Genomic DNA, 20,306 nt, shown 5'->3' on the forward strand with positions numbered 1-20,306 from the left:
CCTCCATTCGTAAGGTTCGAATGGGCGCCGTTGTGTGCGTTTGGCGTCCCCAGGCAAGGCCTGAAGGGACAACGCCCCATCCGAGCCTGACAGGTCGAACCTGCTGCAGCGCCCCTCGGACGGGTGGCGGGAACGGCCGGGAGTGAAAAAGGCCGTTGGGTGAATCGGTGGCGATTATATAGCGATGTGCCCAGCTGCCAAAGTATTTCTGACGATCAGCGCCGGATCGATAATGGTATTCATAGGCAAAGCTCAATGGAGCCGGGCGCCGCGGTCTGCCATGATTCGAGCCACTTAGGTGAAGAACAGAGGAGCCAGCATGAATTTTCATACGCGCAAATGGGTAAAGCCCGAAGACCTCAACCCCAACGGCACCTTGTTCGGTGGCAGCCTGCTGCGCTGGATCGACGAGGAAGCGGCCATCTACGCCATCGTCCAGTTGGGCAATCAGCGCGTGGTGACCAAGTACATCTCCGAGATCAACTTCGTCAGCGCTTCGCGCCAGGGCGACATCATCGAGCTGGGCATCACCGCCACCGAATTCGGGCGTACCTCCATCACCCTGACCTGCGAAGTGCGCAACAAGATCACCCGCAAGAGCATCCTCACCGTGGACAAGCTGGTATTCGTCAACCTCGGCGAAGATGGCCTGCCAGCGCCTCACGGACGCAGCGAAATCCGCTACATCAAGGATCAGTTCGACACCGTCGGGTGAGCCCTTGCGGGTTACCGAAGGTCGGGGCCCAGGCCGCGTGTTGCCTGGCTTCTGGCCGACCGGTGGCGTTGCTGGCAGCCCGGTATTTCTGTACTGTACATAAAAACAGTATCGGGAAATTTCATGCAATTGATCGATAAGCTCAGCATCCTCGCCGACGCCGCCAAGTACGATGCCTCGTGCGCCAGCAGCGGTGCGCCCAAGCGCAGCTCGGAAGGCAAGGGTGGGCTGGGCTCGACCAATGGCATGGGCATCTGCCACAGCTACACGCCGGACGGCCGCTGTGTATCGCTGCTCAAGATCCTGTTGACCAACTTCTGCCTGTTCGATTGCCAGTATTGCGTCAACCGCCGCTCCAGCGACGTGCCGCGGGCGCGCTTCACGCCCGAAGAAGTGGTGCGCCTGACGGTGGACTTCTATCGCCGCAACTGCATCAGCGGGCTGTTCCTGAGCTCCGGCATCATTCGCTCGGCCGACTACACCATGGAGCAGTTGATTCGCGTTGCACGCCTGCTGCGCGAGGAACATCAGTTTCGCGGTTACATCCACCTCAAGACCATCCCCGAAGCGGACCCGGCGCTGATCGCCGAAGCCGGTCGCTATGCCGATCGCTTGAGCGTCAACATCGAGCTGCCCACCGATGCCAGCCTGCAGACCCTGGCCCCGGAAAAAGACGTCGCTTCGATCAAGAAAGCCATGAGCACCATCTACACCGGTCAGCAGACCGTGCTCAACGAGCCGCGTGCGCCGCGTTTCACACCGGCCGGGCAGAGCACGCAGATGATCGTCGGTGCCGACCAGACCGATGACAGCACCATCCTGCACAGCGCCGAGTCGCTGTACGGCAACTTCGGCCTGAAGCGGGTCTACTATTCGGCGTTCAGCCCCATTCCCAACAGCCCCAAGAGCGTGCCGCTGGCAGCACCGCCGCTGATGCGCGAGCACCGCCTCTACCAGGCCGACTTCCTGCTGCGCAGCTATGGCTACAAGGCGGACGAACTGCTGTCCGGTCCGGGCGACCTGGCGCTGGACATCGACCCGAAACTGGCCTGGGCCCTGGAAAACCGAAGCGTTTTCCCATTGGACCTGAACCGTGCCGAACCGGCGCTGATCGCGCGCATACCCGGTATTGGCCTGCGTACCACCAAGCGCCTGGTGGAGCTACGCCGGCAGCGACGGATCCGCTATGAAGACCTGACTCGCCTGCGCTGCGTGCTGGCCAAGGCCAAGCCGTTCTTCATCACCAGCGACTACCACCCACAGCAGGCCGAGATTTCCACCCTGTTGCTGCGCGATCAGTTGCGTGATCGCCCGCAGCCTCAGCAATTGGGGCTGTGGGGATGATATGCCTGGACTGTGACGACCTGTTCGCGACCTGGCGACAACAGGCGCGCTGGCTGCTCAGCCACCAGATCGATCCGAGCCATGTTGGCTGGAACACCGTGGCGGACCTGTTCGCCACGGACGAGCACTACCCGGCGGAAATCGGGCCATTCCAGGCGCGCATTCCCCTGGCCCTCATCGAGCTTCTGGAAAGCGCCGCGCAGTACCGTGGCGAGCAACGCTGGAGCCTGTTGTACGAGGTGCTCTGGCGCGTCAGTCACGGCGATCGCACGGCCATGCTGGCGGGTGATCGCCTGGGCAGTGAACTGCACCGGCGCATCAAGCAGGTGCGACGCGAAAGCCACCATCTGCATGCCTTCCTGCGTTTCGTCGAGCTGCCGGCGGCGGCCGAGGGGCCACCGGGCCCCGAGTACGTGGCCTGGCATGAGCCGGCCCACGATATTCTGGCCCTCGCCAGCGAGCATTTCATCGGCCGCATGGGGCGCAGTCGCTGGCTGATCGCAACGCCCCAGGACGGGGTCTATTACGACGGCACTCAGTTGATCCACGAACGGCAATGCCCGCTGGAATGGCAACAGCTGGCGCAGCAGGCGCACGACCCGCAAGGCGAACTGTGGCTGACCTATTACAGCCACATCTTCAATCCTGCGCGCCTGAACCCCAAGGTCATGCAGGGCCACCTGCCCACCCGCTTCTGGAAGAATCTGCCTGAAGGGGCATTGATTCCTGGCCTGATCAGCGATGCCCGCACCGGTAAGCAGCGCGATGGCCAGGCCAGCGACATCGGCAAGCGCCAGGGCAAACGCATCGGCCGTTCGGTTTAGCGCACAACTGGCTAGACCGATTGCAGATGCACTTCGCCCAGTGCGCTGCCCAGTGGGCCGAAGCTGCGCTCGATCATTTCCCGACGACCTGCGGCATCGACGATGACCACGGTGCTGGCCCGAGTTCCGTAGCTGGCGCCGGTAATGAATACGCTCGACAGCAACCGCTCGGTGGCCAGGCCCACGCCGGTGTCGGGCAATGCATGCTCGGGCGCCTGGGCCGGGTCGGCCAGCATGTCCAGCAGCGCATGGGGCTGGCTGCCCAATGCCTCTAGCCCCTGACGGGCCTTCACCAGCTTGGGCCATGGCGTATCGAGCCCGGCATTGGACAACCCATAGGTGCCCGCCGACAGATACTGCGGGGAGCCCGCGGCCGAGTGCAGGTAGCACAGGCGCTGGCCATCGCCGAGCAGCAGATTGAATCCGGCATATTCGTCCAGGCGGTCCATGACACGCTGCAGGTACTCGTCGATCGACCCTGTGCCGGTGAGAAAGCCTGCGACCAGATCACCTCTGGAGCGCCGAGCGGGCGGCTGGCCAGGTCGGCGGATATTGGTCAGGGCGGCGATGCGCTGCTCGGGCCCGATGCCCAGCCAGGTACCGCCGGCTTCCAGATCCCGCCCGGCGTGAACGCCAGGGTGTTCCCGCCACGGGGACAGGGGCGCCGTGGGCCGTGCATGGAATTCGTCACGGTTGCCCGCCAGCACCAGCGGGTGGGCATCACCGGGCTGCCAGGTGAAAACGATCAGGCACATACGTGGAAATCCTTGTAGTTTGGCTTCACTCTACCGATCCCCGGCGCGCCTATCCATCGCTGCAAGGTGGAGCGTGGGGCACCGGTTCCGGTACCATGCCGAACTGTTTACGGGGGCAACCATGGAATTCGCGCTGTATCTACTGCTCGGTGCCTGCGCTGGCGTGCTGGCCGGCCTGTTCGGCGTGGGCGGCGGTATCATCATCGTGCCAGTGCTGGTGTTCAGCTTCACCTTGCAGGGCTTCGATGCCTCGGTACTGACGCACCTGGCGGTGGGCACCTCGCTGGCCACCATCGTGTTCACCTCGATCAATGCCATTCGTGCCCACCACCGGATGAAAGCGGTGCAGTGGCCAGTGGTCGGCTGGATGACCCTGGGTATCGTGGTAGGCGCAGGCATCGGCGCGTTCACCGCGTCGCTGATCCAGGGCCCGCACCTGCAGAAAATCATCGGCGTATTCGCCGTGCTGGTGTCCGTGCAGATGGCGCTGGACTTCAAGCCCAAGGCCACCCGTCAGGTACCCGGCAAACTGGGGCTGGGCGTGGCCGGCACGGTGATCGGTTGGGCTTCGGCCATATTTGGTATCGGTGGCGGCTCGTTGACCGTGCCGTTCCTGACCTGGCGCAGCGTGTCCATGCAGCAGGCCGTCGCGACGTCCTCGGCGGTCGGCCTGCCGATCGCCCTGTTCAGCGCGACAAGTTTCATGGTGCTGGGCTGGCACGAGCCGGGCCTGCCAGCGCATAGTTTCGGATTCGTCTACCTGCCGGCCTTGGCGGGCATCGCCATCACCAGCATGTTTTTCGCCAAATACGGGGCACGCCTGGCGCACAAGTTATCGCCACGTGTGCTCAAACGCCTGTTCGCCGCGCTGCTGTTCAGCGTCGGCATGAGTTTTTTGCTTAGCTGAGGAATCGCAATGCTGCCTTACCCGCAGATCGACCCGGTGGCCCTGGCCATCGGACCGCTGAAAATCCACTGGTACGGCTTGATGTACCTGGTGGGCATTGGTGGCGCCTGGTTGCTGGCTTCGCGCCGGCTCAACGGTTTCGACCCGACCTGGACCAAGGAAAAGCTCTCGGACCTGGTGTTCTGGTGCGCAATGGGGGTGATCGTCGGCGGCCGCCTCGGCTACGTGCTGTTCTACGACCTGGAGCAATACATCGCCAACCCGACTCTGATATTCGAGGTGTGGAAGGGCGGCATGTCGTTCCATGGCGGGCTGCTGGGCGTGATGCTGGCGACCTGGTGGTTCGGCAGGAAGAACGACAAATCGTTCTTCCAACTGATGGACTTCATCGCGCCGCTGGTGCCGATCGGGCTGGGCGCCGGGCGTATCGGCAACTTCATCAACGCCGAGCTGTGGGGCAAGGCCACCGACGTACCATGGGCGATGATCTTTCCGCCTTTCAGCGATCCGGCGCAGTTGCCTCGTCACCCCTCGCAGCTCTACCAGTTTGCCCTGGAAGGCGTCGCGCTGTTCATCATTCTCTGGCTGTTCTCGCGCAAACCGCGGCCGACCATGGCGGTATCGGGCATGTTCGCGCTGTTCTACGGAATCTTCCGTTTCATCGTCGAATTCGTCCGGGTGCCCGATGCGCAGCTGGGCTACTTGGCGTGGGGCTGGCTGACCATGGGACAAGTGCTGTGTCTGCCGATGATCCTGGGCGGCCTGGGGTTGATCTGGTGGGCCTATCACCGCGTGCCGGCGGCTTCACGTCCGGCCGTTTGATTCTTTTTGCCTGGGCGTGACTGCGGTTGCGCCCTGAACGATGCAGGTAAGTCATGAAGCAATATCTGGAACTGGTCGCCCACGTCATCAAGAACGGCACCTTGCAAAGCAACCGCACCGGCGTGCGCACCATCAGTTTCCCGGGTGCCATGCTGCGGTTCGACCTGCAGGAAGGCTTTCCAGCGATCACTACCCGGCGGCTGGCGTTCAAGTCGGCCATCGGCGAAATGGTCGGTTTTTTGCGCGGGGTCAACAATGCCGCCGAATTCCGCGCCCTTGGCTGCAAGGTCTGGGACCAGAACGCCAACGAGAACGCTCAATGGCTGGCCAACCCGTTCCGCCAGGGTGAAGACGACCTGGGCGAGATCTATGGCGTGCAGTGGCGCCAGTGGCCGGCTTACAAGCGCATCGCCCTGAGCAACCCAGCGGCGATCGAACTGGCCACCAGCCAGGGATATCTGCAGATTGCCCAGGCCGAAGAAAACGGGGAAGGCTTTGTGGTGCTGTACAAGGCCATCGACCAGATTCGCCAATGCGTCGACACCATCATCAAGGACCCCGGCAGCCGGCGGATCCTGTTCCACGGCTGGAACTGCGCTCAACTCGACGAGATGGCCCTGCCGCCTTGCCATTTGCTGTACCAGTTCCACCCCAACCCGGAAACCCGCGAGATCTCGCTGACGTTGTACATCCGCTCCAATGACCTGGGCCTGGGCACGCCGTTCAACCTCACCGAAGGCGCCGCGCTGCTGTCCCTGGTCGGTCGCCTGACAGGCTATACGCCACGCTGGTTCACCTACTTCATCGGCGACGCCCATGTGTACGAAAACCACTTGGACATGCTCAACGAGCAGATGAAGCGCGAGCCGCTGCCGGCCCCCAAGCTGGTGATCTCCGACCGCGTGCCCGAGTTCGCCAAGACTGGCGTGTACCAACCGGAGTGGCTGGAGCTGATCGAACCCAGCGACTTTACCTTGGAAGGGTACGAACACCACGCACCACTGACTGCACCGATGGCGGTGTGATCGGTCTCCACTGAAGGCGAGAACCCCCCTGGAATCGGTCTGGCGGCGGGCAAGACTTGGCTGCAGGAGGCGTGACGTACCGCAGCAATTTCGGCGTTCGCGACAAGTCAGGTCCCAACCCTACCAATCGGCCGAATAGGCCAGGCTCAGCGTTCGCCCTTGCGCATTTGCATAAGGCGCGGTGGCATTGGCTTGGGTAAGCAGCGTCTGGTATTTCGTGTTAGTCGCGTTGTAAACGCCTGCTTCCAGACGGCCGACCGGGAGTGCAACGCCGCCTATCAGATCCATCGTCAGATAGCCCTTGGTTCTGCGACCGTTGTGGTCTCGCGCAGCGGCGCCATAGCTGCTGAGTCGCATGGCTTGGGCGCGCAGGTCGTAGGTGCTTGATTGATAGCTGACATACGCGGTGGTTTTGGGCGGTGCAATCCGGGTAGCGGGAAGGTCCAGCCACTTACCTCGCTGGTATGTCTCGCCTTTTGTCCAGGCGTAGGTGCCGCCCGCTCTCCATTGTTCGTTGAGTGAGTGGTCAACACTCATTTCAAAGCCTCGCACACGTTCACGTTGGTTGATCAGCCGCAGTACGCGTGCTTGGGCATCGTAGAACTGCGTAACATCCGATGTGTTCTGATAAGCGCTTACGCGGCCTTGCCAGTTGCTCCAATCACCTCGCCAGCCCAGCTCGTAGCTATCGACCTTTATGGCTTGGGCGTTGAGAGTTTGGATATCGAAGCTGCTGGTGACGTCCCGCATGAAACGCTGAATATCAGGCAAAGAGAATCCCTGACTGAAATTCGTAAAAACGTTCTGTTGATCAGTGAGCTGATACACCATACCCAGATTGTAGAGCGTGGCGTTGTAATCAAGCGTGTCCCCGGGGAGTACAGCGCGCTGGCCGGTTTGAACGATCTCGCCATAGGCAATGCTGTCCGCTATCTCGCTATTGATCCGCTCGTGTCTAACGCCCCCTCGAAGCGTCCAGTCGCCCCAATACCATGCGGACTGGGCAAATAGCGCGCGTGTCTGAGTAGTCAAGTCAGGCCCCAATTCGTAACGAATTCCAGTTTTTCGATAGGTCAGCCCATCCACCAGGTAGTGGTCGCCACGTTGACGTGCGTGTTCGTTGCTATAGTCCGCACCCCACACAAGATCTCCGCTACTGGCGCCGATGCCGGGAAGCTCGGTTTCCACTGCCGCGCGAAGGCCGTATACATTCTGCGTGCTGGTGGTGCTGGCAACGCCGGCGTGTCCGCGTTTGCGGTCGGGGAAAAAACGCGCATCGGCCTTACGCCAATAGGTTTCGAGTTGCACTGTCTGGCCGTAAAAGTCCCCCTCTCTGTAGTTCAGATTGATCGCTTGATTATGCGTGTAAGGCTGTTCCTTCAGATACAGCCCCTTCACAGCTACTGGACGGGTCTTGTTTCGAGGGTCTTTGGTGTAGTCAGTGTCCTGACGGTCCTTATAGTCCTGCAGAGACAGGGTCAGATTACGGTCTTCCCCCAAAGCAAGTCCCCACCGGGTCTGCAGGTCATAGGTTTGAGTGTCCATGCTGCTACCCTGCGACGTGTCTTGAGGTATACGCGCGTGGCTTGCATCGTATTGATCGTTGCGCTGAATGAGATTGCCAGAGCCATACCAGTCCAGCGGACCGTGCCGGCCAGTTGCGCTCTGGAAGAATTCATAGGCGAGCCCTCCACGATGTAGGGTATCGGGAGATGTCAGTCCGATTTTACTGTGCAGCAATAAATCGGCATCAGAGTTGCGTTTGGTGATGATATTGATGATGCCACCTGACGCACCTGCGCCGTAGATACTGGTCGCTCCAGATATGACTTCGATACGCTCTATGCTGTTGGGAGCAATACTGTTCAGCTGTCGGAAATTGTCTCTAGTAGCATTCTGGGAAACCCCGTCAATCAAGACCAACATGTTCCTTCCCCGAAGCGTTTGGCCAAAATTGCTCATGCCACCGCTAGAAGGCGAAAGGCTGGGTACAAGCTGACCAAGCACATCCGAAAGGCGGCGACCGGTGCCTGCCTGTTGTCTGATCTGGTACTCATCGATCACTTGGATCGAGCCTGGAATCGAAGCGATGCTCGCCTGTGTTCTGGTGGCTGAGACCACACTGGCGTCAAGACTCAGGAAGGCCTCTTTTTCCATTTCACTGGCGCGCGAGTCCGTGCACAGAGTCAGTATCGTCAAAAGCCAGACAGGTCTAATCGTGTAGGGCATACAAAGTCCTTTTAGTTGGAAACTAGGAGATACTCCGTGGCGCGCCAGTCCTTTTGCGCATGAGCCGAATGGCTATGGCCGCTGCAACATAGGTTGCAGCCACGATCCAAAAACTTTGAGCGAGGGGCATCCATGCCAGCGTTGAAGCGCCCAAGGCGATGCCCAACAGCGACCCTGCCTTGGCTGCACTATTACCAAGCGCCATCACGAATCCACGCTGGGTTGAATCGATTGTCTGAGCAATAATTGCGTAAGTGACAGGCAGCAAAGCTCCTTGCCATACGCCCCAAACCAAACGTGTTATCAAGAAACTTAGCCAACCTTGTGCGAATATTGTTATTGCCATAGTAAGTGCACAGAGCCATGCGATACCTTCGATCAGCCTGAGCGTCTGGCTATGTGAATGATGATCAAACAGTTTCCCCCATAATGGCGCGGAGACTGCAAGGGTTGCTGCGCTTGCGGCATAAGTAATTCCAATAAGCCACCCAGGTGCATTCAGTACCTCCAGTACATAAAGTGAGTAGAAAGGCTGAGAGATTACTTTAGCCGCTTGCAAAAAAAACATGACTGATAACAACCCAGCAAGCCACTTTCTATCGAGCCTGATCACAGGCCCTCGTTGGCGGTACCTATAAGCCTGCGGGCGATGGTTGGTCAAGAACGCGCCGCCTATTGCACAGGCTAGGCAAACGTATGCAGCTACACTGCAAATGTGTTTGAAGTCATATTTGTCAATCAACCATCCGCCTACGACTGGACCAACCAAAGAACCGATTGCAGTTGCTGATTGAAGTAAAGCCAATGTTTTGGCTTTGTTAAACTCGTGACAACAACACAAAGCATAGGCCTGTGCGGCTACCAAGAACCCTGCAAGTCCGCCTTGGATGCTACGAGTTATGACCAAAGTTGTCGGGTCTGAGATAAATGCCACTGCGCCTTGGAATATGCTCAGCGCAAGAAGTGCGCGCAAGATCATCGCTTTGTGCCCGACCCGGTCTCCGTAGCGAGCCCATAGCGGGCTCAGCAGCATTGCCGCTACCAAGGGGCCTGCATATACTCCCATTGTGAAGAATGCCAAGTGTTCCTGAGATGCTGGACCTAGAAGAGCTTTTATATGCAAAGGCCAGAAAGGGCCACTCATTTCCAAAGCACCCATCGACAGTGCCTGGATCGCAACGAGGAGAAAAATCGCTTTATGGTCAGCGTGCATTGCTGTGCGTGCGCAGTGGATTGGGTATCCTTTCAACAATATCTTTCGAATTTTCTTCCAGCCGCATGCGCAGAAATGCTTTTGCAGGCCAGTCCTCAAAAAGGATAGCCTGGCGCTCTGCTTCCCAGCGTTGAGCGTCTACTTTTGACCTGAATTGGTAGAACACAGATTCTATTTCCTTAGTCAGGGCATTCCACAGCACAGCATGGGGAATACGCCACTGCCGTGCGCAGAGCAGAGAGAGTTCACCAATGTGGCACATCAGGGTCGTGTGAATGAATTTGTCTCTCACATGGTTAGAATCATCGAACAGTGTCATGTGAGGGTCATGCAGTTGAATATTCAAAGCATGTTTATTGAATGCCTGACGATCTATTCGGATGTCACCAAAGTCGCGGATCAGGAGCTTGCTGGGCTGTTGGCCGGTGCCTAATATCACGAAGCTGTTCTGTTGGTGTGCCTCAAACGCGACACCGAAAATCAGATAGAATCCCAGAAGCCCAGGGAGTGCCATTGAAATGTATTCTTTGTAGAATTTCAAAGCGGCGTCAGGCTCATTGGAGTTGTAGCGTAACTCAATCCACTGTTCCAATAACGGCCTGCCAGACGCGTCCATTGCAAATAGGCTGCCCACCGGGATCGCCAGTTCGCCGTCATCAACCAGATCTGCAGGATTGTCTCTGAATATGGCTGCTATATGCCGCGCGCGATCGTCATCCGATTGTGCTGGTTCATATTGGATGCCCACGCGCTCTGGAATGATCTTCAGGTAGTGGATAAGGGTCGGCTCAATTTCGTGCATTTCTTGTAATAGTCTGCTTACTCGTGGTCCCATCCGTACAGAGCGGGGTGAGATTGTTCTCTGCACACTGGTCAGCCTTAGCGAGACTGGAAGTTTTACTAATGGGGCTTTCCTCCTGCCATCTGGTATTACGGTTCTGAATGACATCGTTGGATGGCCCGTAAACGCTGTCACATCGGTAATCACCAGCATATGCTGACGAATTTCATCAGGAAATAAATTCGGGAGTTCCGTAGTCGCTTGCCAGGGGTGAACCGGAATGGGCGTGTAATCATCGGGCTTTAGTTTAAGTTTTATAAGGGCTTGCTTCCACTCTTCAGCCGCTTTTGGAAAACGTTGTTGCCACCACTTTGTATGGCTCTCAACAGGATCCATTGACTCTATGTAACACACGTCAGTGCGCAACGCAGCCAGCATCACCGGAAGTCTAGCTTCGAACTCTGGGGAAAAGTCGATGATCTGAGAGATGTCCAAACCCAGCTTGGTTTTGTAATTTGGATGCCAAGGATGTCCGAGGGTACCCCATTGCTCCAGTAAGGCTGTAGGATTCGAGTTTTGAGGATTTGAGTGGAGCCAGTCCAGCGTGTTTCTATAGCCATCATGCTTGGCGATATTGCTAAGTTGTGATGCCCAACGGCGTTGGAATGCTATGCACAAAATATCATTCGCAAAGCTATCGTTGATTTCGGACTCAATCCTTGCGAAGGTGCAGTTACTGTTATGCACCGTAAGATGATCGTATATTAGTTCCAGAAGATCGGAGGGTAGTTCGACAGGTTTTACCACGCCTTGTACGTTTTCGACCGAAACCTTCCCTGTTATCGTCCAGCTCCCCATGGGCCCTGACTTGAGTGAGTCAAAGCGTATACGACCACGCCCTGAGATAGCCAAGCATGTGGTTCCATCCGCACAGGCACTAAGCGCTGAAGAATCCAGAAGTTTTTCCCGAAACATCGCCTGGATCAAGCGTTGGCAAGAATGTTCCAAGGCGATGGGCGCCGCATTTACTAGATCACTGAGACCTATACCTCGACGTTTAAAAGCTTCCGTATCTAAGGCTTTTATCCAGCGGGATAGAACGGCTTGTTGCGTTCCGATTCGAGCCGACGTCATGGGCACCCTCACATCCTTGAAATGAAGATCAAAGCGTATAGCGTAAAGCAACTCGATAAAACGTAATGATTCCTATTATCACGTAAGGCATTTCCGAAACCTATGCTTTAGGATGCCTTGCGCCATTTCCTTCACAAACGCAGGTTTTTCGTCGGATTAGGTGATGAATGGATAGAGTTGCGTGTCTTCGCAAAGGTCTTTACGGTTTTCAAGACGGGGCGGCGAGCGTTCTGGTCAGGTAACAACATCGAAGTCTGGCATATGCCAGCCCTACAGACTTTCCGACCTTACTCCTTCGACATTTTCATGAAGATATTCATCCCCCCAACGTCAGTCTCGATCTGCTCCCAGCCAAGCCGCCCGTAGTACGCCGACTTTTCCTCGACAGCACATAGATAGACCCGCTCGACACCCTCAGCTTTCGCTTTCTGCATTCCGGCTGTGAGTAATGCCGCCCCGACGCCCTCATTGCGGCTCTCGGCCTCCACCCACAGCGCCGCCAGCCAGGGCGAATACTGCACTCGTTCATCCATGTCCGAAACGATCAGCGATACCGTGCCCATGAACCGCTCACCTGCATGAGCGACCAAAGTGGTGGGAATGGGCTTGGAACGCAGGCTGTCTTCCAGAAGCGTCAGCACATCTTCCAAGGTTTGGCCGTCTTCCTTCCACCAGGCTTGCCACAGCCGCTCGCCCACGATGGCAAGAAAACCAGGTTCAGTGCGCAGATCTGATATTTGAAAGGGGGTTGCGGTGCGATTCATGACAGGTTCTTTTTGTTGGACATGTGCAACGAACCTATAGGCAGGCTTTGCAATAGCGAAACCAGCATTGTTTCAAAACCTTGCTCGCTGATTCATTTAAGAGATCCGAAAATCCGCATGCAGCTGTTTCCAATGCTGGCGCAGGATCGCTTGCTGGTTTGGCTTCATGACGCTGGCCGCTAGGGCCTCAGGCCACAGCGTTCGTGCTGCGTCCAGTGTTTCTCGTAGATGAACGAGCACGGGTCGCCAAGGTATTCCAGAGGTCTCGGCCCATCGTTTGAAGTGTTCGAGCGAGACGTCATACCAGGCTTTGGTATCGGCCATGTTCAACGCAAACTGGCTCTCGCCGGGAATAAATACCTTGGTCGCGACGATGTCGTAAGCCGGGGACAGTTCTGCGCTGAAAGTGTCCGGATAGATCAGGCTCCAGTTCTTCAGATGCGCGTCGCCGTTGGCCAGGAGCACATTGACCAGCAAACGCACAGCCATTTGCGTGACATCCCGTTGGCCATGGCGGGTCTGGGTGTAGAGCAATTTGGCGATCTGTTCATAACGGCCGCTGCGGTATTTATCGTGTGCGTAGGCGTAAAGCACCTGGGCGAAGTCTTCTGAATGAACGCGCTGACCTCCAGCAAGCCGATCATAACGACGAATGCCATAGGCCCATTGCTCGTCGGGTAGGTTGATTGCGGGCAGGCTGTCGATCATGTCCATGCCGACCAGGCGTATTTCAGGAATGTCGACGCCTGCCAGTTGTGCCAGTTTCATGCAGGTGTATTCGTTGAGCGGCACGAATGGATGAACGGTGGGAGGCGTCTTGATGATCCAGTCTCCCGGCGCCGTGGGGTCTGCGGTTATGTAACGACCATCCCGGTCGTGCATGGAGAATTTCATCTGTACGCCGGCCAGCGAGAAATGCGAGCGATGGTCGGGTGTGTCGATGGATACTGGAGTGATCTTGCCGTGGTTGCCCAGCGCATAGGCGGGTATGTGTTCGGCAGATACGGGAGTGGCGACCAATGCACCCGGCAAGTCCTGACCGAGCCAGCTCAACAAGGGAAATTCGCTGTCTGGATGCACTTTCATGGCTTGCGCAACCAGGCCACGCAGCGCGCCTTCCGGAAGTAGATTGCTCAACACCGGGTGCAGCCGGTGATGGGTGATGTAGGGGTGTTTGTTTGCCAGTTGACGCCTGAATATGCCCGGATTGAGGTGAGATAAGGTCAGCGTGCGGCGGTGTGGATCATCGATGTAATCCGGCGCCAAGGTAAGTACATTCTTGCCATTCGAATGGCCGGTGACATAACCGACTAGTTGCGAATGCAGCGTCAGCTTCAAGGCCGCTACGGTCTCGATACTCATGGCAGATCGTCCCAAGGATTTTCCGGATAGTTATCCACAGGGCGATCGTCCTCGAAGTACACCGGTGCGCCTGCCAGGATCTTTTCGATCAGCTTGAGTTGATCCTTGGGTACCAGGACCATGCTGGCGTCCAGGCCTTCGGCAATCAGGTCGAGGGTGTTGAGGCGCGGGTTGCCGTCTTTTTCGATCTTTCCGTATTGCTGGCGGGTGAGGCCTGTGCGCAAGGGCATGTCCTGGATCTGAAGGCCCAGTTGTTGGCGGCGGTTGCGGATCTGTTGCAGAAGTGTGGTTAGCATGGGTTGAGTATGAGCTGTATATGGTTCATGTCAAATTTAATGAGTCATATATTATTCACACTTCTCACACTTCTCACACTTCTCACACTTCTCACACTTCACACAAGATTCGAATGGGAGCGTGTATCCGATGAGCCGCGACGTTTGTTTCGCGGCCGCAGACCGCTCCTACGAGGTTGTGTAATCTCCTGTGGGAGCGGGCTCTGCCCGCGAAGGCCGCGCCGCGGTATGGCTGACGAAACGCAGTGCTCTTTTCGCGGGCAGAGCCCGCTCCCACAGGCTGTGTTCAGTCGTTCAATGCCCGTGGCTGCGGCCTACATGGGAGTGTTCGGCATCGGGAACGGTGACGGCGCCGCTGATTTCCAGGCGCTGAAGGATTGCGCAGTGTTCTTCGGCAGTGCCGTCGTGGCATTTCTGGCGCAGGGCCACGAGTTGTTCCTGCAGCGCGACCAGGCCGTCTATGCGTGCCTTGACGTGATGAATGTGCTCGTCGATCAGGTCGTTGACGCTCTGGCATTGATCTTGAGGACTGTCGCGCAGGGTCAGGAGGTTGCGAATTTCATCCAAGGTCATGTCGAGGATGCGGCAATTGCGTATGAAGGTGAGTCGCTCGACATGGGCCTGGGTGTAGAGGCGGTAGTTGCCATTGCTGCGGGCCGGCAGGGGCAATAGGTGTTCGCGTTCGTAGTAGCGGATGGTTTCGACCTGGCAGTCGGTGATTTTCGCCAGTTCCCCGATTTTCATGCTGATGACCTGCAAAAAGGTGCTTGACCCTATAGTGGCTACAGAGTGTTCACTTGGCAACCTGCACTTCAGGGAATTGCGACCAATGAGCCACCCCACCTCCGGCCATGCCCACGATCATAAGCACGAGCACGAGCACGAGCACGAGCACGAGCATGAGCACGAGCACCAGCCAAGCTCCGCACCGTCGAGCCACTGCTGCTCGAGCAAGTCGACTGCACCGTCGACCGTCCAGCTGGCACCCGGCGACAGCCAGGATGCACGGCTGAGCCAGTTCCGCATCGAAGCCATGGACTGTCCGACCGAGCAGACATTGATCCAGAACAAGCTGGCCAAGTTGGCCGGTGTGCAGCAGCTGGATTTCAATCTGATCAACCGCGTGCTTGGCGTGCGCCATTCGCTGCCCGATACCCAGGCGATCGAGAGCGCCATCAAATCGTTGGGCATGCATGCCGAACCCATCAACGGAGACGAGCCTGCCGCCAGTGCGCTGCCGACGCCGCGCAAGCCCTGGTGGCCGCTGGCGCTGTCAGGCGTGACGGCGGTCGCGGCCGAAGTGGTCCATTTCACCCAGGCGGCGCCGACTTGGGTCGTGGCATTGCTGGCCTTGGTGTCGATTGCCAGTTGCGGCCTGGGCACCTACAGCAAGGGCTGGATCGCGCTGAAGAACGGCAACCTCAATATCAACGCGTTGATGAGCATCGCGGTGACCGGTGCGGTGCTGATCGGCCAGTGGCCGGAAGCGGCGATGGTGATGTTCCTGTTCACCGTGGCCGAATTGATCGAGGCCAAGTCCCTGGATCGTGCGCGCAATGCGATTGGCGGTCTGATGCGCCTCACGCCGGACACGGCCACCGTGCGCCAGGCCGATGGCCAATGGCTGGAACAGGACGTCAAGACCGTCGCTCTGGAGGCCATCGTGCGTGTGCGTCCAGGGGAACGCATCGGTCTTGATGGTGAAGTGATTTCCGGTCAATCCAGCATCGATCAGGCGCCCATTACCGGTGAAAGCCTGCCGGTGGAGAAGGGCGTTGGCGACAAGGTGTTCGCCGGCACCATCAATCAGGCGGGTTCGCTGGAGTTTCAGGTCACTGCCGCGGCTGGCCAGTCGACACTGGCGCGTATCATCCATGCGGTCGAGCAGGCGCAGGGCGCGCGGGCACCCACTCAGCGCTTTGTGGATAACTTTTCACGGATCTATACGCCGGTGGTGTTTGCCCTGGCTCTGCTGATCGCTGTGGTACCGCCGCTGGTAGGTTTCGGCGCCTGGTTCGACTGGATCTACCGTGCGCTGGTACTGCTGGTGGTCGCCTGTCCCTGCGCGCTGGTCATTTCTACCCCGGTTACCATCGTCAGTGCGCTGGCTGCGGCTGCGCGCAAAGGCATCCTGGTCAAGGGCGGCGTGTACCTGGAAGGTGGTCACAAACTGGACTATCTGGCCCTGGACAAAACCGGCACGCTGACCCATGGCAAGCCGGTGCAGACCGATTACGCGCTGCTCGATTCCGCCTTCGAAGGCCGGGCACAGGCGATTGCTCAGGCGTTGGCGGGACGTTCGGACCATCCTGTGTCGCGAGCGATTGCTGCTGACGCAAATGGGGCGGCCCTGGCCTTGGACAACTTTGAGGCCTTGCTTGGGCGAGGCATCAAGGGCCAGGTGGAAGGGCAGACCTATCACCTGGGCAACCATCGCTTGGTGGAAGAGCTGGGTCAGTGCTCCCCGGCGCTGGAAGCGCAACTCGATCAGCTGGAGCGCGAAGGTAAATCGGTCGTGGTATTGCTGGGCCCGCAGGGTCCGGTGGCGCTGTTCGCTGTGGCCGATACCGTCAAGCAGACCAGCCGCGAGGCCATTGCCCAGTTGCATGCGCTGGGCATCAAGACCGTGATGCTGACCGGGGACAACCCGCACACTGCCAAGGCGATTGCCGCCCAAGTGGGTATCGATCAGGCCATTGGCGATCTGTTGCCTGCCGACAAGCTCAAGGCCGTGGAACAGCTGTACGCCCAAGGACATCGGGTTGGCATGGTCGGTGACGGCATCAATGATGCGCCGGCGCTGGCGCGGGCCGAGATCGGTTTCGCCATGGCGGCAGCGGGCACCGATACCGCGATCGAAACCGCCGATGTCGCGTTGATGGACGATGATCTGCGCAAGATACCGGCGTTCATTCGGCTGTCGAGGCAGACCCGCGCCGTGTTACTGCAGAACATCGTACTGGCCCTGGCGATCAAGGCAGTGTTTCTGCTGATGACCGTGGCCGGTATGGCAACGCTGTGGATGGCAGTGTTTGCCGACATGGGCGTAAGCCTGTTGGTGGTGTTCAACGGGCTGCGGTTGCTGCGCAAGTGACGTTGCACCCGTGACTGCGCGGCGCTCTTTTCGCGGCCACCGGCCGCTCCTACGGGGTTCGTGGCACTGCGGATCTCACCGTAGGAGCGGTCATCGGCAGCGAAAGGCCCCCCCGATGCATCTGACATACCGCGGCGCTCTTTTCGCGGCCACTGGCCGCTCCTACAAGGTTCGTGGCACTGCGGATCTCAGCGTAGGAGCGGTCATCGGCCGCGAAAGGGTTACCCCGATGCATCTGACATACCGCGCCGTTCCTTTCGCGGCCACTGGCCGCTCCTACGGGGTTGTCAGAGCTGCTGGGCCAGCGCCTCGATCTGCTCTTCGCGCTCGCGTTGGCTCAGGTGCTTGTGGCCGTTGAGCGAGGACCATTGCGGATAGGCGCGGGCCTTGTTCAGGGCTTCGGGCAGCTTGCCTTCGCGCCAGGTCTGCTCCTGTGGCGCCGCCACTTCGATGGTGCCCATGGCGGCATGGCCACGGGCATCGAGGGCTTTGACCAATTGCTGTTGGCGCAACGCCAGCAGCCGTAGCACATTGTCGTCCACGGTCAGTTCGCGCTCGCCCTTGAACTTGCCCAGCAAGCGCGCGCCATAGCCCCGTGCGGTTTGCAGCGCGCCGCCGGCAATGGCCCCAGCGATGGCCGCCATGCCCAAGGTCAAACCGCCCACCAGCAGGTCGACGCCCGCGCCAGCCGCTGCGCCGGCCGCAATGCCGCCGCCGACCTTCACCCCCAGCTGCTTGAGCGTATCGGGGTTGAACAGATCGTCTCCCCAGCGCCCATCCGACAGCGGCAGGCCGCCTGCCGAGGCATCCTGGCTGCGGAAGGCATACAGTTTCAGCAACGTTTCCACGCAGCGCTGCTCGCGTGTGCGCACCGCTTGGCGGAGGTCTTCGATGGCGCCCGCCGCGGCGTCACTGGTAACGCTGCGACGACAGGCGGCGCAGTCGATCAGCAGTTCGGCAATCAACCGCCGCGCGCTGCCCTGGCGCGCCAGCCGTTGTGCCTGTTGATCGTCGATCAGCCGCTGCAGGGCCGGACGGGAATGCTCCAGCAGCAACGCCAGGCTTTCATAAAGACGCCGTTCACCGTCTTCGGGCGGCGCCACGCTGTCGAAGCGCACCAAGGCATGCAAACCAAGGCGGGCCAGGGCCTCGCGCCAATCCCCCTCGCGCTGCAGGCTGCTGCTGACGAAATTGAGCACTGGCAGTAGCGGTTTCCCGCAGCTGGCCAGCACTTCCAGCTCATCCCGGTACTTGGCCAGCACCGGCTCGCGTGCGTCGATCACGTACAAGCCCGCATCGGAAGCCAATAACTGGCGCAGCACCTTGGCCTCCTGCTCGAAGCGTTGACGGGCTTCGCTGCCCTGCAGAAACCGCTCGACCCGCGCCGGACCGTCGAGACGCTCGCCGGGGCGATCCAGACGCTCCACGAATTCCAGCAAGGCAATGGCATCTTCCAACCCAGGGGTGTCGTAGAGCTCCAACAAGGCATCGCCATCCACCGAAAGACGTGCGCCCTCCACATGTCGTGTGGTGCTGGGCCGGTGTGACACTTCGCCAAAACCCACGTCGCGGGTAAGCGTACGCAGCAGCGAAGTCTTGCCGACGTTGGTATGGCCGACCACGGCCAGGGTCAGGGGCTTACTCATGGCCTGTCTCCAGCCAGCTCAACGGGGTCGATTCATCGACCGGCAGGCCCAGTGCATCCAGCCCCGCCTGCCAATCTCCACGGCGTTGTGGGTCGAGGGCCTGGCCGGGTGGCGCGGGTAACAACCACACTCGGGTAACGTTGGCGCACCTGGCCAGTTCGGCAATCAGGCCGAGGCTGCCGCGATCCGGCGAGCGCCGCGGATCGCAGGCGATCACCAGCCGCGCGGGCGGAAAGCGGGTCATCTGTTCCAGCAGCCGCTGGCGCGACTCGCGGCTGTCGAGCACGCCGGCATCCTGAATGTCGGGCGCCAGGGCAGGCGGCCACGGATGCTGGCCGTCGAGTTCCAGTGCTACCAATACAGCGCCGCTGCTCGATTCGCTGGCTGCTTGAGTGGTGACATGCGGCAACGCATCTGGCGCCTCATCGCGCACGCCCAAGCGTTCGCTGCTGGGCATCAGCCGTTCGCGCAACTGGCTGTAGCCGGGCAGGCTGGTATCCAGGGTCAAACCCGCGCGGCCTCGGCGCCAACGCCATTGGCAGAACGCGGCCAGCACCAGGCGCGGGCCGATACCGAACACCAGCAGCACGCCGACCAGCCAACCGGCCCAGGCCTGGCGTGCGCCTTCGATGTTGGTCGCCTGATCGCCACTGGCGCGGATCATGTCGATGTCCGGCACACTGAAACCCAGCAGCGCGGGCACGGCGCCCAACATCCGAGTCAGGTTGATGAAGGTGTCCGCGCCCAGAATGGTAGTCTCCCAGACGAAACCATAGCGCCGGGTCGCCAGCAGCAACAGCAGCACGGCCAGCGCACTCAGCAAGGCCAGCAGCCACAACCCATGCACCAGTGTGCCCAAGGCCCAGCGGTTGAGTCGCCGCCGCTGCAGCAGCAGTACCAGCGCCGGTGCCAGATGCACGGCTTGCGCATCACGCGCCAGTTTCTCGCTCAGCCACAACCACAGTCGGCCCAGCGCCGCACCGTGTCCACCGGACGCGACCAGCCCCAGCAGCCAGCTCAGCAGCAAAATGAGGTTAAGCCCCAACAGGCTGCCCAGCGCCCAGAACACGTTGACGGGCTGCAGACCATCGCCCAGCGCCGCGAATGCCAGGCCCGCGCCGCTGAACACGGCCAGTACGCCCAGCAGCAGCATCGCCAGTCGCGCACCCTGCAACCAGTGGCCCAGGGCCTGACGCTGGCCATCACGTTCGGCCAGCAGTAGAGCACGGTGCTCGATGCGCGCGGCCAGGTCGCCGCCATGCTGACGTGCGCGGCGGTTGGCTTCCAGGTCTTCCAGGGGGCCTGCCTGCTCTTCGCGCAGGCGGATGGCTTCACTGAGCCAGAGTCGATGCAATGCAGTGGGTGCGCTCACGCGTTTTTCCAGGCGGCCGATTC

At 59.5% G+C, this 20,306-nt stretch carries 17 protein-coding genes and 1 riboswitch; of the genes, 7 read left to right on the forward strand and 10 right to left on the reverse strand.

Features of this window, described 5'->3' with window-relative positions:
• Positions 1–15: 15 nt before the first annotated feature.
• Positions 16–123: riboswitch (S-adenosyl-L-homocysteine riboswitch) on the reverse strand.
• Between the two features lie 196 nt (positions 124–319).
• From IFT44_RS11495 to IFT44_RS11505, 3 genes are all read left to right on the forward strand, one after another.
• Positions 320–715 (forward strand): acyl-CoA thioesterase, encoded by a 396-nt coding sequence (locus tag IFT44_RS11495; RefSeq protein WP_122480552.1) that lies wholly within the window; start codon positions 320–322, stop codon positions 713–715.
• Between the two features lie 123 nt (positions 716–838).
• Positions 839–2,059: a putative DNA modification/repair radical SAM protein gene (locus tag IFT44_RS11500; protein WP_122480551.1), complete on the forward strand. Its 1,221-nt coding sequence runs from the start codon at positions 839–841 to the stop codon at positions 2,057–2,059.
• Positions 2,056–2,883 carry a TIGR03915 family putative DNA repair protein gene (locus IFT44_RS11505; protein WP_192175928.1) on the forward strand — a complete coding sequence of 276 codons (828 nt, stop codon included), beginning with the start codon at positions 2,056–2,058 and terminating at the stop codon, positions 2,881–2,883. The genes IFT44_RS11500 and IFT44_RS11505 overlap by 4 nt, the downstream gene beginning before the upstream one ends.
• An 11-nt stretch (positions 2,884–2,894) precedes the next feature.
• On the opposite strand, the gene IFT44_RS11510 is transcribed toward IFT44_RS11505, so the two are convergent.
• The gene (locus tag IFT44_RS11510) at positions 2,895–3,638 is read right to left on the reverse strand and encodes an NRDE family protein (RefSeq protein ID WP_192175929.1); all 744 of its coding nucleotides are present in this window, start codon (positions 3,636–3,638) and stop codon (positions 2,895–2,897) included.
• A gap of 121 nt (positions 3,639–3,759) precedes the next feature.
• On the opposite strand from IFT44_RS11510, the gene IFT44_RS11515 reads away from it, so the two are divergent.
• The 3 genes from IFT44_RS11515 to IFT44_RS11525 are packed head-to-tail and all read left to right on the forward strand — an operon-like array spanning position 3,760 to position 6,392.
• Entirely contained in the window at positions 3,760–4,545 is a 786-nt protein-coding gene (locus IFT44_RS11515; protein ID WP_122480548.1) for a sulfite exporter TauE/SafE family protein, read from the forward strand.
• Positions 4,546–4,554: 9 nt separating this feature from the next.
• Positions 4,555–5,367: a prolipoprotein diacylglyceryl transferase gene (gene lgt / locus IFT44_RS11520; RefSeq protein WP_192175930.1), complete on the forward strand. Its 813-nt coding sequence runs from the start codon at positions 4,555–4,557 to the stop codon at positions 5,365–5,367.
• 53 nt (positions 5,368–5,420) lie between these two features.
• Positions 5,421–6,392: a thymidylate synthase gene (locus IFT44_RS11525; RefSeq protein WP_185794890.1), complete on the forward strand. Its 972-nt coding sequence runs from the start codon at positions 5,421–5,423 to the stop codon at positions 6,390–6,392.
• A 120-nt stretch (positions 6,393–6,512) separates the two neighbouring features.
• Here the strand turns inward: IFT44_RS11525 and IFT44_RS11530 are convergent, their stop codons facing one another.
• The 7 genes from IFT44_RS11530 to cadR form a co-directional block, all read right to left on the reverse strand.
• Positions 6,513–8,621 carry a TonB-dependent receptor gene (locus IFT44_RS11530; protein ID WP_122480545.1) on the reverse strand — a complete coding sequence of 703 codons (2,109 nt, stop codon included), beginning with the start codon at positions 8,619–8,621 and terminating at the stop codon, positions 6,513–6,515.
• A gap of 22 nt (positions 8,622–8,643) precedes the next feature.
• Entirely contained in the window at positions 8,644–9,834 is a 1,191-nt protein-coding gene (locus IFT44_RS11535) for an MFS transporter (protein WP_122480544.1), read from the reverse strand.
• Positions 9,824–11,749, reverse strand: a complete 1,926-nt coding sequence (locus IFT44_RS11540) for an IucA/IucC family protein (RefSeq protein WP_192175931.1) — start codon at positions 11,747–11,749, stop codon at positions 9,824–9,826. The genes IFT44_RS11535 and IFT44_RS11540 overlap by 11 nt, the downstream gene beginning before the upstream one ends.
• Positions 11,750–12,036: 287 nt before the next feature.
• On the reverse strand, positions 12,037–12,513 hold the full coding sequence (locus IFT44_RS11545; protein ID WP_185794893.1) for a GNAT family N-acetyltransferase: 477 nt from the start codon (positions 12,511–12,513) through the stop codon (positions 12,037–12,039).
• A gap of 96 nt (positions 12,514–12,609) precedes the next feature.
• Positions 12,610–13,875 (reverse strand): type II toxin-antitoxin system HipA family toxin, encoded by a 1,266-nt coding sequence (locus IFT44_RS11550; protein ID WP_192175932.1) that lies wholly within the window; start codon positions 13,873–13,875, stop codon positions 12,610–12,612.
• Entirely contained in the window at positions 13,872–14,171 is a 300-nt protein-coding gene (locus tag IFT44_RS11555) for a helix-turn-helix domain-containing protein (protein WP_090355550.1), read from the reverse strand. Before IFT44_RS11555 ends, IFT44_RS11550 begins: the two co-directional genes overlap by 4 nt.
• Positions 14,172–14,465: 294 nt before the next feature.
• Complete coding sequence (gene cadR / locus IFT44_RS11560) at positions 14,466–14,915, reverse strand: Cd(II)/Pb(II)-responsive transcriptional regulator (protein WP_192175933.1); 450 nt, start codon at positions 14,913–14,915, stop codon at positions 14,466–14,468.
• Positions 14,916–15,000: 85 nt separating this feature from the next.
• On the opposite strand from cadR, the gene IFT44_RS11565 reads away from it, so the two are divergent.
• Positions 15,001–17,265: a heavy metal translocating P-type ATPase gene (locus IFT44_RS11565; protein WP_192175934.1), complete on the forward strand. Its 2,265-nt coding sequence runs from the start codon at positions 15,001–15,003 to the stop codon at positions 17,263–17,265.
• A gap of 287 nt (positions 17,266–17,552) precedes the next feature.
• On the opposite strand, the gene IFT44_RS11570 is transcribed toward IFT44_RS11565, so the two are convergent.
• A complete protein-coding gene (locus IFT44_RS11570) occupies positions 17,553–18,911 on the reverse strand; it encodes a DUF3482 domain-containing protein (protein WP_122480538.1) in 1,359 nt (452 codons plus the stop codon).
• The gene (locus tag IFT44_RS11575; RefSeq protein ID WP_192175935.1) at positions 18,904–20,283 is read right to left on the reverse strand and encodes a DUF2868 domain-containing protein; all 1,380 of its coding nucleotides are present in this window, start codon (positions 20,281–20,283) and stop codon (positions 18,904–18,906) included. The genes IFT44_RS11570 and IFT44_RS11575 overlap by 8 nt, the downstream gene beginning before the upstream one ends.
• Positions 20,284–20,306 lie beyond the last annotated feature (23 nt).

The organism is Pseudomonas sp. CFBP 13710 (assembly GCF_014842235.1).
Classification (GTDB): Bacteria; Pseudomonadota; Gammaproteobacteria; order Pseudomonadales; family Pseudomonadaceae; genus Aquipseudomonas; species Aquipseudomonas baltica.